Origin of the sequence: Rhodococcus sp. NPDC060090 (genome assembly GCF_042729855.1) — a bacterium.
Classification (GTDB): Bacteria; Actinomycetota; Actinomycetes; order Mycobacteriales; family Mycobacteriaceae; genus Rhodococcus.
The window spans coordinates 195,697-210,452 of the sequence record NZ_JBHWXB010000005.1 but is presented as its reverse complement, the minus strand read 5'-3'; the positions used below and the strand labels follow the sequence as shown (position 1 = coordinate 210,452).

The following is a 14,756-nucleotide window of genomic DNA, read 5'->3' as shown; positions in this document are numbered from 1 at the left end:
CGGATATCAACGTCTCACCGTGCGGCGATCATCCCGAAAGGATCTGCCTGCTCTGGTCAGGGTGCCGGGTTCGCCGGCGGGTCGCAGGGCGGTGCGGGCTCGGGAGCATGTTCCGGTGCCGGACTCGGGGCGGGATCGGACCCGCGGGCCGGCCAGGACGCGGGCAGCGCAGCGCCGCACGGATCACTGTCCTGAGTCGCCGGGGCCTGAGGCGCAGAGTCCTGAGGTGCGCCGGCCTCGTCCGGCTTACCCCCGTCGCGCGGAACAGGGTGCGGCGCGATCCGGTCCCACAGTTCCGGAGTGTCCGTTTCGGGCGTGAACTCGGTCGGGTCCGATGTCTCGCCCTGATCCACGGAACCGCCCTGGTCTTCGGACCCACTGCCGGATCCACCCATGGCGAGTGCCAGTCCCCCGCCGAGCATGGCGACAAGAGCGACCACGACGGCCATGAGAGCCACATTTCGGCGGGTCGACGCCACGCCTGCGGCAACAGGTTGTGTCCGACTGCGGCGCGCTGCAACCAGCGCTGCCCCGGTCGCGCGGTGCCACGGCACCCCGTGCGGCGTCACGAACGGCACTCCGAGGATCGTGGAGAGTTCCCGGGCGGGCGGCGCGTCGCCGGGGCGCAGGTCGAGGAAGACCAGCGCCGCCGGTGCGACACCGGCTCGGGCCAGCGCTTCGTCCATCGTATCGGGCAAAGCATCGGTGTGGCCGGTGAGCGGGTCGTCGCCGCGCACGACCGACGACAGCACCGTCCGGGATCCGGTATCGACGATCGACGCGGACTCCACACCGCCGGTGCGTGTGTGCAGCGCAAGGACGGGGGTGTCGGCAAGTTCGGGTGCTCCGGCCAGATACGCGAGCCGTGCGTCGTCGAGGGGCACCACCCCGACGGGCGCCTCGCTCACTGCGCGAACTGCCTCCGCGACCGCGGCGGTGTCTGCGTCGCCGCTCGGAAGCGCGACCAGACCGATCGTGCCGACGGTCAAGGACGCGTTCTCGGCCCGCTCCGTCATCGAGGTCACGGCCCGGGCGACCGCGTCGGCCTGCGATACGTCCGGTTCGGCCGCCCAACGCTGCGAGTCGAAGGGGCCGAGTTGTGGAACGTCTGCGTCGACGAGGACCGCGGAGACTTCACCGTCGTCGACGGCAACGCCGAGCACAGGACGCATCGTCACCGCCTCTTCTCGAGATCGCCACAGACCGCACGAGCGTAACCGAATTCGACGCTCAGATCCGGTAACACCCGACGGTCAGTCCGACGATCGCGGCCACATAGCTGCCGAAGGTGATGTACGAACCGTCGGCGGCGAACATCCGCATCGAGAACCCCGTATCGGGTGGCAGGACCTGACGCCCGTGGAAACCTGCACCGGCAGCGGTGCGTTCGAACAGGTCGGCGGCACGCTGCAGGTCTGCCACAGGTACGGGGCTCGAACTTCCCTGGATGGGAAGGTGCACCGACATCCCGTGTGTACCGTCGGCGAGAGTGCACCCCGCGTTCGTGCGCGCGTACTTCTCGGAGAACTCGAGTCCGGGGAATTCCTCGGAGAGCACGTCCATGACGTCGCGCTGGACCTGGAGGTAGTACTCGACGGCTGCGGCGCTGGTGTCGGCGACCGGTTCGGGAACGGCACGGGAACTCGCCGTGGTGCATGCGGTGGTCGTCACCATCACGGCTGCAGCTATACCTACGCGGACAGAGAACTCGCTCATCGGACACTCCGTTCGTCGGCGGTGTCCGCGATGACGACCGCAATGTTGTACGTGCTCATGGATCCGGGTACCAGATAAGAGCTGTGCCCGACGGAACCGGTACGTGGATCGCCCGAAACGTCTTCTCCCGCATCGCTGGACAGACGGGTCAGGCCGGGAAGACGACTAGGGTCTCCGCCGAATATCCCGGTGTCGGCGATGAGGTCCTCGTCCGCCTCGATCAGGTACATCGACCCGGGTGCCATGCCGAGTGTGCCGACGTCGGAGGTACCGAGTCCTGGGGCGCCGACGAAGACCGCCTTGTCGGCCTCTGCACCCTGCTGCAACGCGAGGCTCGTGATGAGCGCACCGTACGAATGACCGACCGTGGTCACGTGCGGTGGCGAATCGGGTCGTGACGCGTCGAGCCCGTCGAGGAACGTGGTCAGGCGGGGCGCAGCCAGCGTCGCGGACAGATCCGAGACGGGACTGCGTTCGGTGAAGGCAAGTCCCCAACCGAAATGCGGCGCCTGATAATTCATCCAGGTGACGGCGGCAACGGTTTCCGAACCTCGGTGGACACGAACGAGTTCGCGTTGAGTTTCGTCGCGGAGCGCAGATACCTGCTGGTCGTATCCATGGAGGTTGCCCTGCACGGTCGATCCTGCACCGGGCGTGAATACCGCGATGTGGTCGGCGGCGTCGATGTCTCCGACCGCAACCACGGCCATCGCTTCGCGGCCGGACATGTCGAGCGCAAGCAGCCGACGGTCGTCCAAGGCGAGCGTACGGGCGATCTCATCGAGTGCGCCGAGCTTGTTCAGGGTCTGCGCGAGCCCTGCATCCGCGTTGGAGACCAGACCGCCGAACATGTTGTCTTCCAGCTCTTCCTGAAGCAGCAGCGCGACACCCGCCAATCGTTCGCGTTCGATCCCGAGCAGGGCGCGATTCGCGAGGTCGCGTGCCTCGGAGGGCACTCCGTCGAGACCACCGACCCGCTCCGGATATTCGGTGAGCAGCACAGTGCGATCGAAGGGATCGAGACTGTTCCACCAGGCGGCGACCACACTCGGATCCGATCCGGGATCGGGAATGGGCCCCAGTTCCGGGAACCGGGTGGAAGAAGAGACGAACAGCGTTGCCGGTAAGGAACTCTCATCGGGGTGATCGCGCGCGAGCATCGATGCAGCCTCCTGGTCGAGTTCCTGCGCGCGCCGAAGCAGCGTGTCGAGTCGTGTGCGCAAGGTACTGCGGTCGGTGTCGAGTTCGGCTCCGGCCCTGCCGGGGCTGTCGGTGAGCACTCCGTCGGCTCCGATGATGAGACCGTGTTCGTCCGCCCAGGTGTGCACAGCCTCGAGTTCGGCGTGCAATGCGCGCAGGCGCGGAACCACCGCGGCTGCACACGCACTCACCCGACGGTACGAATCGGCCTGAACGTCAACGGTATCGACAAGCGTCCGGATAGGTTTGGCTGCGGCGTCAGCGGCGTCGCCGGTCCAGGCTCCCCCGAATGTGGCCGCCCGGCGGATGTCGCCTTCGATACGGTCCAGTTCCTCGGCGCACTTGCCGAGCTCGACACCGAAGCCTTCCAATGCGTCCGGATCCCACCCGGCCAGATCCTGCAAATCCATGTCGCTTCCACCCCCCTGCCACGAAAGCATAGGGGGCGCATACGACTACCGGCCCGGGGAGGGGTCCCCGGGCCGGAATCTGTGGATGAATCGGTTGCCTGTGGACAACCAGGCGCGCTACATGTCGGCGATGGCCTCCAGTGGCGGAGTTTTCGCTGCCCGGTGGCCGGGCCACAACGCGGCCAGCACACCCACCACACCGGAACCGATGAGCATCCCCACGACCTGACCCCACGGCACCGAGATCCGGTCGAGTCCCTGATCGGCGAGGGTGCTCACGAACGCCCAGCCGAACACCAGCCCCAGCACGAGGCCGACGACCGCACCGAACACCGCGATGAGCAGCGACTCGATGTAGATGGTGCGTCTGACCTGTGCACGCTGCATCCCGACGGCGCGAAGCATGCCGATCTCCCGTCGCCTCTCGACGACCGACAACGCGAGCGTGTTGACGATGCCGAGGATCGCGATGACGACAGCGAGTGCGAGCAGGCCGTAGAGGATCGCGAGGAGCATGTCGATCTGCTGGGCCTGCTGCCCCTTGAACTGGTCGCGGTCCATCACCTGGACGATCACGAGATCCTTGGTGGCGTCCTCGAGTCCTGTCCGGATCGCCTCCGGATCGGCACCGTCCGCCGAGTTGATGAGCACGACCTGCGCCGACCGCGACGCTACCGGGGTGAACTGTTCGTACAGCTCGTTCGAGACGATCCACGGCCCGATGAGCTGGTTGTCCGCATAGATCCCGACGACACTGGTGTCGACCGTTTCACCGTCCCTGCTCGTGAGCGGCACGGTGGTACCGACCTGCCAGCCGTTGTCCGACGCGGCGCTCTCCGACACGATCATCTGGTCGCCCGCGACGGTGTCGGTGCCTTCCTTCATCTCCAGCGTGAGGACATCCTGGATGGAACCGCCCGTCACAGCGGTCCCGAACGCGGGTTCGTCGTCGATCGATGCCCGCACACCATGCGCGGACACCACTTCGACGACACCGTCGACGCCACGCGCGGCGTCCTCGGCAGCAATCGGCAGGCCGAACATCGGCGGCCCGGTGAGGACGAATTCGGACTTGACGCCGGTGTCGACGAGCGCGTCGACGCTGGCCTTCGCGGACGATCCGAACACGCCGATGACGGACACGAGCATCAGGCCGAGAGTCAGCGCGAAGGCGGTTGCTGCGGTGCGGCGCGGGTTGCGGGTCGCGTTGGTGCGGGCCAATCGTCCGACTGCACCGAAGGGTCGCGCGAACACCGCGCCGAGAACCTTCACGACCGGACGCGACAGGGCCGGTGCCGCGAGCAGGACGGCGAGGATCAGCGCGAACGCGCCTGCTCCGACGGTCGCGGCAGCGCCGCCGCCGGTGCTCTGAGCACCGACCGCGACGAGCACGGCGCCCACGACCGCGGCGACCACGCCGGCAATCGTGCGGGCCTTCAGCGATTCGACGGACGCGGTGGATTCCTCGCGCATCGCGGCGACCGGCGGCACATGCATGGCACGCCGCGCCGGCGCATACGCACTGACGACGGTGACGATGACGCCGACGAGCAACGCGACGATCACGGTGCGCGGCGACAACTGGAGCGGACCGGACGGCAGACCGAGATCCGCGGCATTGAGCGCTGCACGTAGTCCGTATGCGAGCGCGACACCGGCTGCGATCCCGATGGCGCTACCGATCACACCGACGACGAGCGCTTCGAGGGTGACCGACCGGCCCACCTGTTTGCGGCTCGCACCGATGGCGCGCAGTAGTGCGAGTTCGCGCAGACGCTGAGCCACGATCATCGAGAAGGTGTTGTAGATGATGAACGTTCCGACGAGCAACGCGATGGCGCCGAACGCGAGCAGGAAGTAGTTGAGGAAGCTCAGCGCCTCGGAAACCTGGTCCTGGGTTTCCTCCGTGACTTCGGCGCCGGTCTGCACCTTCAGGTCGGGCAGTGCCGCAGCGATCTCGTCGCGCAACGCTTCCGGGGTCATCGACCCGTCGCCGACGACGTCGAGGAATTGGACGTGCTCGCCATCGGTGAACAACTGGCTCGCCTGCTGCTCGGTGAACAGTGCACCGATGTAGCCGCCGGTGTCGGTGTCGAGGTCGTAGATGCCGCTCACGGTCACGGGGACCATGCCCTGCGACATGGTCAGGACCTTCGTTGCGTCGCCGACAGCGAGGCCGCCTCGTTCGGCCGCGCTCGTGTTGAGCGCGATCTGCCCGGTCTCCGTCGGCGGTGCGCCCTCGACGAACACCTCGGGTTCTCCGACGGTCTGCTCCGGCGGGAACCACGCGTATCCCTCGGCGGGTGCACCGCCGGTCTGGATCGAGGCGCCGTCGGAACCGAGCACGATGAGCCCGCCGCCGATCGTCGGCGCTGTACGTTCGACGCCGTTCAGTTCGGCGACACGGGCCGTGTCCTCGATCGGTACACCGCTCGAGCCGAACTCTTCGCTGCTGACGCGGACGTCGACGCCCTTGGCGACATCGCCGAAGATGTCGTCGAATGTGCGTTGGAGGGTGTCGGTGAACACGAACGAACCGGTGATGAATGCGGTGCCGAGCACCACTGACAGCACCGTAAGAGCGAGCCGCACCTTGTGCGCGGCGAGGTTGCGTAACGCAACTTTGCGGACGGGATTTCCACTCATGGTCGCCGGCTCCTACTGCGCCGTGGGCGCCGGGGGCGCTGTGGCGGTGTCGAACTGCTTCATGCGGTCGAGGACCGAGTCGGCGGTCGGGTCGCGCATCTCGTCGACGATGCGGCCGTCGGAGAGGAACACGACGCGGTCGGCGTACCCCGCCGCACGTGGATCGTGGGTGACGATCACGACGGTCTGCTCGAATTCGTCGACCGCGGCGCGCAGGATCGACAGCACCTCACCGGACGAGTGCGAGTCGAGGTTGCCGGTCGGTTCGTCGCCGAAGATGATCTCCGGCCGGCCTGCCAGCGCGCGGGCACACGCGACACGTTGCTGCTGACCGCCGGACAGTTCACCGGGTTTGTGGTCGAGACGGTCGCCGAGGCCGAGCCTGCCGACCACGGTATCGATCCATTCGGTGTCGACTTTGCGACCCGCGATGTCGAGGGGCAGCGTGATGTTCTCCAGCGCCGTGAGCGTGGGGACGAGGTTGAACGCCTGGAAGACGAAGCCGATACGGTCGCGACGCAGCTGCGTCATCGCCTTGTCGGACAGCGTCGTGAGGTCGGTGTCGCCGATGAGCACCGCACCGGAGGTCGCACTGTCGAGACCGGCGAGGCAGTGCATCAGGGTCGATTTGCCGGATCCGGATGGGCCCATGATTGCGGTGAACTCACCGGCAGCAAAATCTTCGGTCACACCGTCGAGGGCGTGAACAGCTGTTTCACCTGTTCCGTAGATTTTCTTCAGGTTCTGGGCTCGGGCGGCGGGGGCCGAATGCGATGGCATGCGCACCATCTTTCCCGGTGATGCGTCACCGCACCATCGGGGACTCCCCTGATTTGTGATCGGCGCCCGTCAGGGACCTCAGCTCCAGCGTGCCTGGCCACCGTCGAGGGGGATCGTCGCGCCGGTGAGGTAGCGGGCGTCGTCGCCGACGATCCACACGATGGCCCGTCCGATGTCCTCTTCGCAGTCGCCGATACGACCGAGCGGGATGCTCTTGATGAACTCCGCTGCTTCGTCGGGCCGGTTCTCGGTCCACCATTTCAGTCCGGGCGACAGCGCGTGCGGCGCGACCGCGTTGACGCGGATGCCGTCGGCACCCCATTCGGCGGCCGCGGCCCGCGTCAGGCTGCGCAGTGCTTCCTTGGCGGAGGCGTATCCCCCGTAGCCGCTCATGTCCCATCGCACCGCCGCGGACGAGACCATGTTGACGATCGATCCGCCGCCGCGCTGCTTCATGATCGGATACACGGTCTGCATGGCGTGGAACGACGCGACCGGCCCGGACTGGTACGCCTTCATCATCAGGTCGGGAGTCAGATCGAGCACCGGACCGAGCGGATTGAGGCTCGCGTTGTTGACGAGGACGTCTACTCCCCCGAACGCCTCCACCGTCTTCTCCACCGCGGCGGTGATCTGTTCGGTATCGGAGATGTCGCACGTGATCGGCTCGGCGGTACCCCCGAACCCGCGGATGTGCTCGACCGTCTCGACAAGTTTCGACTCCGTCCGTCCGGTCACCGCCACCGCGGCACCTTCGCGGGCGAGGGCGAAGGCGATACCCTGCCCGACCCCCTGGCCTGCTCCGGTGATGAACGCGACCTTGCCATCCAATGTGCCCATTCTGCGACCTCCCAGTCTCGGTCATCGCATGCAAACAGACCGAACCGCTTTCCAGCGCTCGCCGGTCCTGCTCACCGGAACACCGCACCCGCACGAAACTTTCCTCCCGTTACCCGGCTTGCCGTGGGTCGTGAGGCAACGGAAAGCCGGACGACTGGGGGAAAGTTATGCAGTGCCGACACCGGCTAGGCTCTAGCCGACACCAGGTCCGCAAGCACCACAAGCGAGGGCAGCATGAGCGAGCACAACCACGACGGCCACGGCCAGGCCACCACCGCCGCCGAGCCCCTCCCCGCCGAACCACTCCGCATCGACGGCGCGTTGGCCGTCGTCACCGAGGAGTACTCGCAACTCCGCGACCTGTCGATCAACGCACTCACCGAACTTCTGGGCAGCGCACCGGAGACCGACGAGGACGGCGACATCGCCATTCCCATCCACGGTTTCGGTGTCTACGTGACGGTCGCGCAGGACGGCCCGCAGCTGCACATCTGGTCGTCGCTGCTCGGTGGTCTCGCCGACCGCGCCAAGGCCGTCGATCAGCTGGCCGACCTGTCGAGTGAGTGGGCGCGTCTACGTTTCGCCATCCAGGACGATCACCTGCTCGTGTCGACGATCCTCGACGCCGATCCGTTCGCGCCGCAGCACCTCGTCAATCTCATCGACGAGATCCACGAACTCACGCACGAACTCGACGACGACTTCGCAGCGCGATTCGGTGGTGCCCTCGACTGCGATGCCGACGACACGTCATACGCCGGTCCGTGCGGTGGCGGTGGCTGCGGTGAAGACTGCACGTGCGGCCACGACGATGCGGGCGACCTGGGTTCGGACATCCCGGTCGGACGGCCCGAGGCGTAATAACCACTCGGGGCACCACGATCCGGGGCTACGCTGGCCCCATGCGGATAGGTGCGCATGTCCGGCAGGACGACGATCCCATCGGTCAGGGCGAACGGCTCGGCGCAGATCTGGTGCAACTATTCCTCTCGGACCCGCAGAAATGGCATACACCGGGCGAACACCCTCGTACCGAGGAAATTCTCGCGTCCGAGATCGACGTCGTGGTGCACTCGCCGTACGTGATCAACGTGGCGAGCCTGAACAACAGGCTTCGCATGCCGTCGCGCAAGGCCGTAGCCGAGCACGCCGATGCAGCAGCGAAGATCGGTGCGTTCGGTCTCGTGGTGCACGGCGGACATGTTCGCGACGGCGAGAATGTCGCCGCCGGCGTCCAGAACTGGCGCAAGCTGTTCGAACGGCAGGAAGACAAGGGCGGGTTCGCGGTGCCGATCCTCGTCGAGAACACCGCAGGCGGGGATTTCGCGATGGCCCGGTACATCGACGCGATCGGTCGGCTGTGGGACGTGATCGGCGACTACGATGTCGGATTCTGCCTCGACACGTGCCACGCGTGGGCGGCCGGTGAAGACCTCGTCGACGCAGTCGAACGGGTACGTGCGCTGACCGGCCGCATCGATCTGGTGCACCTGAACAATTCGCGCGACGAGTTCGACTCCGCCCGCGACCGGCACGCGAATCTCGCGGACGGCACGATCGACCCGGCGTTGCTCGCCGAGGTCGCGTTGAAGGCGAACGCGCCGGTGATCCTGGAGACGCCCGCGGGCGGGCTTGCCGAGGACATCGCCTACCTGCGCGAGCAGACATCGTGAGCAGTGGTTCCCCGATCCGGCGACTGTCGCCGTGATGAATTCCGGTCTCCCGTGCGGTCTACCCGAGCATGACCATGACAACGAAAGTACTGAGCGTGTCGGTTCCGGTCTCCGACCAGGACGCCGCACTGAAGTTCTACACCGAGACGCTGGGATGCGTACTCCGGACCGATGTCGAGATCTGGCCGGGCGCCCGGTTGATCGAGGTCGTGCCACCCGGTTCGGAGGTCTCTCTGCTACTCCTCCCTCCCGACGGCGAGATCCCGGTCGCGATCCGCTTGGGCACCTCCGATACTCGAGCCGCGCACGACGCGATCCGCGCGTCCGGGACCACCCTGCACAACGACGACCTGATCCGCATGGAGGGAGTCCCGGCGATGTTCTCGTTCGCCGACCCTGATGGCAACGGCCTGGTCTACCTGCAAGACACCGGAGACGAGTAGTTCGCTCGTACCCGACCACTGTCACGACCGCGCCGAATCGCCCGTCCACTCGTGAATACCCAGAACACGGAGTAACGCGAGCGACTCCGCCGCGGGTGTTCCGGGCGCTGCCGAATACACCATGACCGATTGGTCTACGTCCGGGATGTGCAGCGCGTCGCAGTCGAGGACGATCGGTCCCAACGCCCGGTGGTTCACCGTCTTGGTGTGTGTCCGCCACCCACCGACCGTGCCGCCACTCCACAGCGTCGCGAAGTGCTCCGACTTCCTGCGCAGTTCGTCCACGAGCGCACTCAACCCGCTGTCGCGCGGATATCGGGCTGCGGCAGCGCGAAGACTCCCGACCGATTGCTCCGCCGTCGCCTCGAACTCCTCCTCGGTGGTGCCGACCGTGCTCATCAGAGGATCCGCCGGGTCAGGCAGGAAGCGCAACCTGTTGATGTTTCGACGATGCGGCGGCAACGCCGACCAATCGCCATGCAGCGCAGAGGCCATCGCGTTCCACGCGAGCACATCCCCTTTGGCGCTCATCACCACGACCGGCAGGTCGGCGAACCGATCGATCAGCCGCAACACACTCGGCCGCACATGCATGTCGATCGCGCCCGGGCCGGGAGGTTGCACACCTGCCAGATGGAACAATTGAGTGCGCGCGTCGAGGTCGAGTCGCAGCGCCCTGGCCAGTGCCCCGAGTACCTGCGTCGACGGAACCGGTCCGCGGCCCTGTTCGAGACGGACGACGTAGTCGACGCTGATCCCCGCCAGCATCGCGACCTCCTCCCGACGCAGGCCAGGAGTGCGGCGGTGCGACCCCGACGCCAAACCGACCTCGCCCGGCGTGATTCGTTCACGAGCGTGCCGCAACGCAGCCGCCAGCTCGGTGCGGTTGATCGTCATCGCTCCAGCATGACGACTTCGTACGCGGCGTGGGTAGTACCGCCGATCCCACGATCGGCCGGTCCTGGTTCGAGAGGGATCGGCAGACGACCGTGAAGGCATGACCACACACCATGTATCCACAGTTCTCGTCACCGGCGCCACCGGAGGGCTCGGCGCCGAAACCTGCCGGCGTCTCGCCGCTTCCGGACACATCGTCTGGATGGGCGTGCGCGATGTCGGCGTCGGCCACGAGGTTGCAGAGAAGGTCGGAGCCGACACCCCCGACGCCGATGTTCGTGTCGTCGAACTCGACGTCACCAGCGACGATTCCGTCACAGCCGCCTATCGCATGGTGTCGGAGTCGGGCACAGGTCTCGATGTCCTCGTCAATAACGCCGGTATCGCGGATAGTTTCGCTACACCCGCCGACACCGTCCCCGGCGATTTCCTTCCGGTGTTCGGCGTGAACCTGCTCGGGCCGGTCCGCGTGACCCACACATTCCTGCCGCTACTCGCGCAGTCCGCCTCGCCGCGGTTGGTGATGGTGTCCAGCGGAATGGGTTCGTTCGGCGTGACGACCGATCCCACGCGAATCGAATCGACGTTGCACGGCCTCGTGTATCCGTCGTCGAAAGCGGCCTTGAACATGGTGACCACCATGTATGCCAAGGCGCTTCCGAATATTCGGGTTATTGCTGCCGACCCCGGCTACACGGCCACCGCACTCAACGGCTTCTCCGGCACCCAATCGGTCGAAGAAGGCACCGACGCGATCGTCGAGGCCTGCACCGCAGCCTCACCTGCGGGGATGTTCATCGACCGTCGCGGACCTGTGCCGTGGTGAGCTCGCCGGTGAGATAGCGCTGCACTGTGGGCGCGATGATCAGGGCGAGTTGCTCCGGCGGCAACGACGCCAAGGGCTCGAACCGCAGGATGTAGCGCACGAGCATCACCCCCGTCATCTGGGTTGCCACCAATTCGGCGCGCAACCGGCCTGTGCCTTCGGGACGGTCGATCCTGTCCAGCAATGGTTCGAGCGCGACCTCGAGCAGAAATGTCCGGATCAACCCACTGTCACCGCCCGCGATCTGGGCTCGGAACATCGCGACCGCCGCGTCGCGGTGCGGCGACTCCCACACGCCGATCAGTGCGGACACCAGAGCATGACCGAGTTCTTCCACCGGCGTCTCGTACACCGGCGCGAGGACCTCGCGAGGATCGACGGGCAGCGCGATGGATGCGGTGAACAGTTCCATCTTCGTACCGAAGTAGTGATGGACGAGCGCTGAATCCACGCGTGCACGTGCCGCCACAGCGCGCACCGTCGTCTTGTCGAACCCATTGGCGGCAAACAATTCTCGTGCGGAACCGAGGATCGCTTCGCGTGTACCCGAGTTACCGGGGCGCCGGCCCGAACGCCGAGCGTCCCGGGATTCGGTGGTCACGGCGTCCGGCGGCGCAGTGTCGCAGCACCGAGTGCGAGGGCCGCCGCAGCGAAGGCCGCGACAACGAGGAGGTCCCGCACCATGACGGCGGTGGTTCCGGGGTGTCGGGTGATCTCTTGCAGCGCCTCCACCGCGTAACTCAGGGGCAGCACGTTGCTGATCCAGCGCAGCCAGTCCGGCAGTTGATCGCGCGGGACGAGCAGACCGCAGAGCAGGAATTGCGGGATGACGAGCACGGGCATGAACTGCACCGCTTGAAATTCTGTGCGGGCGAATGCACTACACAGCAACCCCAGGGAGACCCCGAGTACAGCGACGAGCACTGCGGTGACGAGCACCCATGCGACCGAACCGGCGCTGGTGACGCCGAGCAGCCAGAAGGCGACTGCACACGCGAGTCCGGCCTGGAGTGCGGCAGCGAGCGAGAAGGCGCTGCCGTATCCGGCGAGGAGATCGAGTTTCGTCAGTGGTGTCGTGAGGAGTCGCTCGAGCGTACCCGAGCTCCGTTCGCGTTGCATCGCAATGGAAGTGACCAGGAACATCACGACGAACGGCAGAATTCCGAGCATCGTCACGGCAATCCGGTCGAAAAGAGAGAAGCCGTCCGGCCCGGCGGGTGCGTTCTGGTAGATGAAGTACAGCAGGATCATCAGCAGGCTCGGCACGAACACGATCATGGCGACCGTGCGGTGGTCGGATCGGAGCTGCCGAAGGATGCGGGTCGTAGTGGAGGCGTAGATGACGGCGCTCATGATCATGCTCCCGTCGACGTTCGGATCAGATGGAGGAAGGCATGTTCGAGGCTCGGCTCGCCGGTCCGATCACGCAGTTCGGCGGGGGTGAGTTGTGCGATCAACCGGCCTTCTCGGAGCAGGACGAGTTCGTCGCAGTGGTCGGCTTCGTCCATGACGTGACTGGAGACGAGCAGTGTGGTGCCGCGCGCGGCGAGGGTTCGGAAGTGTTCCCAGAGTTCGGCGCGCAACACCGGATCGAGGCCGACGGTGGGCTCGTCGAGCACGAGGAGTTCGGGGTCGCCGACGAGCGAACATGCGAGCGACAGGCGTCCGAGCTGTCCACCCGAGAGTGCGCTCGCAGCATTGCGTGCATGGTCGGTCAGTCCCACTGCAGCGATCGTGTCGGCAACGGAGGAACCGCGTCGGCCGTAGAGCGCAGCGAAATAGGAGACGTTGTCGGTGACCGACAGGTCGAGGTACACACTCGGCGACTGGGTGACGTACCCGACGCGGCGGCGTAGGTCTGCAGAGCCTGCCGGCTTTCCGAGCACGGTGACGCTGCCGGATTCGACGATCTGGGTGCCGACGATCGAACGCATCAGGGTGGTCTTTCCGCAGCCGGAGGGTCCGAGCAATCCGGTGATCGAGCCCCGGGCAACCTGCATGTTCAGGCTTTCGAGCGCGCGGTGGGTGCCGCGCCGAACCTGCAGGTCACGGACGTCCACGGCGGGGGATTCAGAGGCGACGTTCATGTTTCACTCAATTCATCGAGTGTTGACATCATCGTGTGTTGAATTGTGCGCCCGCACCCGTCCGGCGTCAAGACGCCCACCGCGCCTCCCTCGATCGTGCGGTTTCACGACGTATCATGAGGCCCATGCTTCGCACCCGTCACGCCCTCGCCGTCACCGCCGCCGCGTTGGTTCTCGCGGGGTGCACCGCCAACGGAGACCCCGTACCCGAACCCGACACCGCTGCGTCGATCGAGACGCAGGTCGAGACGCCGGATGCTCCCTCCACGACCCCGACCGACGCCGCAGACAAGATCTCCCCCGCGGGCGACGGCGCGAAACTCACGGTCACCGACATCCGCACCGGCCGGCACGAGGGCTTCGACCGCGTCGTGTACGAACTCGGCGGGGAAGGCATGCCCGGGTGGCGTGTCGGCTACGTCGACAGCGCCGTGCAGGACGGCAGCGGCAGCGAGGTCCCCGTCGCCGGTGGGGCCGTGATCCAGGTGCTCATCGACGGGTCGGCGTACCCGTTCGACAGTGGCGTCGAGCCGTATGCAGGCCCGACTCCGGTTCTCGGGCCGTCGGGCGGATCCGTCGTCGAGGTGAACGGGTCGGGTGTGTTCGAGGGCGTGACCCAGTCGTTCATCGGCGTGGCCGAACCGAACACCCCCTTCTCGGTGCAATCCCTCACCGACCCCGTCCGCGTCGTGATCGACGTGGCCAACTGATCTGAGAGAGCCGTTACCGACGGGCGTGTGCTGCGAAGAATTTGCGTAGGTCGTCGACGAGGAGGTCGGGCGTCGACGCTCCCCACTGCTCGCCTTCGGTGTAAAACCTCATCGACAAACCGATCGTCCCGGTGAACCACAGGATGCTCAGAGTCGTGAGGAATGCGTCGACGCCGACGACCCGGTCGGGGTGCGGACGACCGAACTGCGGATACGAATTGAGCTCGGCCTCGTAGGTACGCCAGTTGTAGACATTCCGCCAACGTTCAGCAAGCGCCCTCACCGCACCGACCGGGACTCCGTGGGCGAAGCCGGTCTCGGGCAGTTGGTCCGGCCAGAGCGCAGCATCGAGGCGGCGGTGCAGGTCTTCGATCTGTTCGTCGGAGATCTCGATACGGAAGGACGTCGCGACAGCAGTGTTGTCCATGTCGGTGAGATTAAAAGCCATCGACGACGAGCGCCGTCCTCAATTCTGTGCAGGATGTTCTCTCACAAGGTGCGCATACGCTTGACCTCGAGCGCGCTCGA

Annotated in this window: 16 protein-coding genes; 5 read left to right on the top strand and 11 right to left on the bottom strand. The window is 66.2% G+C overall.

Annotated features, from left to right (window positions below; genetic code table 11):
• Window positions 1–56: 56 nt before the first annotated feature.
• From ACFWCF_RS09230 to ACFWCF_RS09205, 6 genes are all read right to left on the bottom strand, one after another.
• Window positions 57–1,172: a hypothetical protein gene (locus ACFWCF_RS09230; RefSeq protein WP_378560251.1), complete on the bottom strand. Its 1,116-nt coding sequence runs from the start codon at window positions 1,170–1,172 to the stop codon at window positions 57–59.
• Window positions 1,173–1,230: 58 nt separating this feature from the next.
• A complete protein-coding gene (locus ACFWCF_RS09225; protein ID WP_378559979.1) occupies window positions 1,231–1,716 on the bottom strand; it encodes an LppA family lipoprotein in 486 nt (161 codons plus the stop codon).
• A complete protein-coding gene (locus ACFWCF_RS09220) occupies window positions 1,713–3,326 on the bottom strand; it encodes an alpha/beta hydrolase (RefSeq protein WP_378559976.1) in 1,614 nt (537 codons plus the stop codon). Before ACFWCF_RS09220 ends, ACFWCF_RS09225 begins: the two co-directional genes overlap by 4 nt.
• A gap of 117 nt (window positions 3,327–3,443) precedes the next feature.
• A complete protein-coding gene (locus ACFWCF_RS09215; RefSeq protein ID WP_378559973.1) occupies window positions 3,444–5,972 on the bottom strand; it encodes an ABC transporter permease in 2,529 nt (842 codons plus the stop codon).
• A 12-nt stretch (window positions 5,973–5,984) separates the two neighbouring features.
• Window positions 5,985–6,752, bottom strand: a complete 768-nt coding sequence (locus ACFWCF_RS09210) for an ABC transporter ATP-binding protein (RefSeq protein ID WP_378559970.1) — start codon at window positions 6,750–6,752, stop codon at window positions 5,985–5,987.
• Window positions 6,753–6,830: 78 nt separating this feature from the next.
• On the bottom strand, window positions 6,831–7,592 hold the full coding sequence (locus tag ACFWCF_RS09205) for an SDR family NAD(P)-dependent oxidoreductase (protein WP_378559967.1): 762 nt from the start codon (window positions 7,590–7,592) through the stop codon (window positions 6,831–6,833).
• A gap of 234 nt (window positions 7,593–7,826) precedes the next feature.
• Here ACFWCF_RS09205 and ACFWCF_RS09200 point away from each other — a divergent pair, with 234 nt between their 5' ends.
• The 3 genes from ACFWCF_RS09200 (at window position 7,827) to ACFWCF_RS09190 (ending at window position 9,708) form a co-directional block, all read left to right on the top strand.
• Window positions 7,827–8,453: a hypothetical protein gene (locus ACFWCF_RS09200; RefSeq protein ID WP_378559964.1), complete on the top strand. Its 627-nt coding sequence runs from the start codon at window positions 7,827–7,829 to the stop codon at window positions 8,451–8,453.
• Window positions 8,454–8,494: 41 nt separating this feature from the next.
• Window positions 8,495–9,265 (top strand): deoxyribonuclease IV, encoded by a 771-nt coding sequence (locus ACFWCF_RS09195; protein ID WP_378559961.1) that lies wholly within the window; start codon window positions 8,495–8,497, stop codon window positions 9,263–9,265.
• A 74-nt stretch (window positions 9,266–9,339) separates the two neighbouring features.
• Window positions 9,340–9,708: a VOC family protein gene (locus ACFWCF_RS09190; protein ID WP_378559958.1), complete on the top strand. Its 369-nt coding sequence runs from the start codon at window positions 9,340–9,342 to the stop codon at window positions 9,706–9,708.
• 21 nt (window positions 9,709–9,729) lie between these two features.
• Here ACFWCF_RS09190 and ACFWCF_RS09185 read toward each other — a convergent pair whose 3' ends face one another.
• The gene (locus tag ACFWCF_RS09185) at window positions 9,730–10,605 is read right to left on the bottom strand and encodes a helix-turn-helix domain-containing protein (protein ID WP_378559954.1); all 876 of its coding nucleotides are present in this window, start codon (window positions 10,603–10,605) and stop codon (window positions 9,730–9,732) included.
• 100 nt (window positions 10,606–10,705) lie between these two features.
• On the opposite strand from ACFWCF_RS09185, the gene ACFWCF_RS09180 reads away from it, so the two are divergent.
• Complete coding sequence (locus ACFWCF_RS09180) at window positions 10,706–11,431, top strand: SDR family NAD(P)-dependent oxidoreductase (RefSeq protein WP_378559951.1); 726 nt, start codon at window positions 10,706–10,708, stop codon at window positions 11,429–11,431.
• Here ACFWCF_RS09180 and ACFWCF_RS09175 read toward each other — a convergent pair.
• From ACFWCF_RS09175 to ACFWCF_RS09165, 3 genes are read right to left on the bottom strand one after another with little or no spacing between them, the layout of a single operon-like run.
• A complete protein-coding gene (locus ACFWCF_RS09175; protein ID WP_378559948.1) occupies window positions 11,400–12,032 on the bottom strand; it encodes a TetR family transcriptional regulator in 633 nt (210 codons plus the stop codon). The genes ACFWCF_RS09180 and ACFWCF_RS09175 overlap by 32 nt on opposite strands.
• The gene (locus tag ACFWCF_RS09170) at window positions 12,029–12,784 is read right to left on the bottom strand and encodes an ABC transporter permease (protein WP_378559945.1); all 756 of its coding nucleotides are present in this window, start codon (window positions 12,782–12,784) and stop codon (window positions 12,029–12,031) included. The genes ACFWCF_RS09175 and ACFWCF_RS09170 overlap by 4 nt, the downstream gene beginning before the upstream one ends.
• A 2-nt stretch (window positions 12,785–12,786) precedes the next feature.
• The gene (locus ACFWCF_RS09165) at window positions 12,787–13,518 is read right to left on the bottom strand and encodes an ABC transporter ATP-binding protein (protein ID WP_378559942.1); all 732 of its coding nucleotides are present in this window, start codon (window positions 13,516–13,518) and stop codon (window positions 12,787–12,789) included.
• A 125-nt stretch (window positions 13,519–13,643) separates the two neighbouring features.
• Here ACFWCF_RS09165 and ACFWCF_RS09160 point away from each other — a divergent pair, with 125 nt between their 5' ends.
• Window positions 13,644–14,228: a hypothetical protein gene (locus tag ACFWCF_RS09160; RefSeq protein ID WP_378559939.1), complete on the top strand. Its 585-nt coding sequence runs from the start codon at window positions 13,644–13,646 to the stop codon at window positions 14,226–14,228.
• Window positions 14,229–14,241: 13 nt separating this feature from the next.
• Here ACFWCF_RS09160 and ACFWCF_RS09155 read toward each other — a convergent pair whose 3' ends face one another.
• The gene (locus tag ACFWCF_RS09155) at window positions 14,242–14,655 is read right to left on the bottom strand and encodes an epoxide hydrolase N-terminal domain-containing protein (RefSeq protein ID WP_378559936.1); all 414 of its coding nucleotides are present in this window, start codon (window positions 14,653–14,655) and stop codon (window positions 14,242–14,244) included.
• Window positions 14,656–14,756 lie beyond the last annotated feature (101 nt).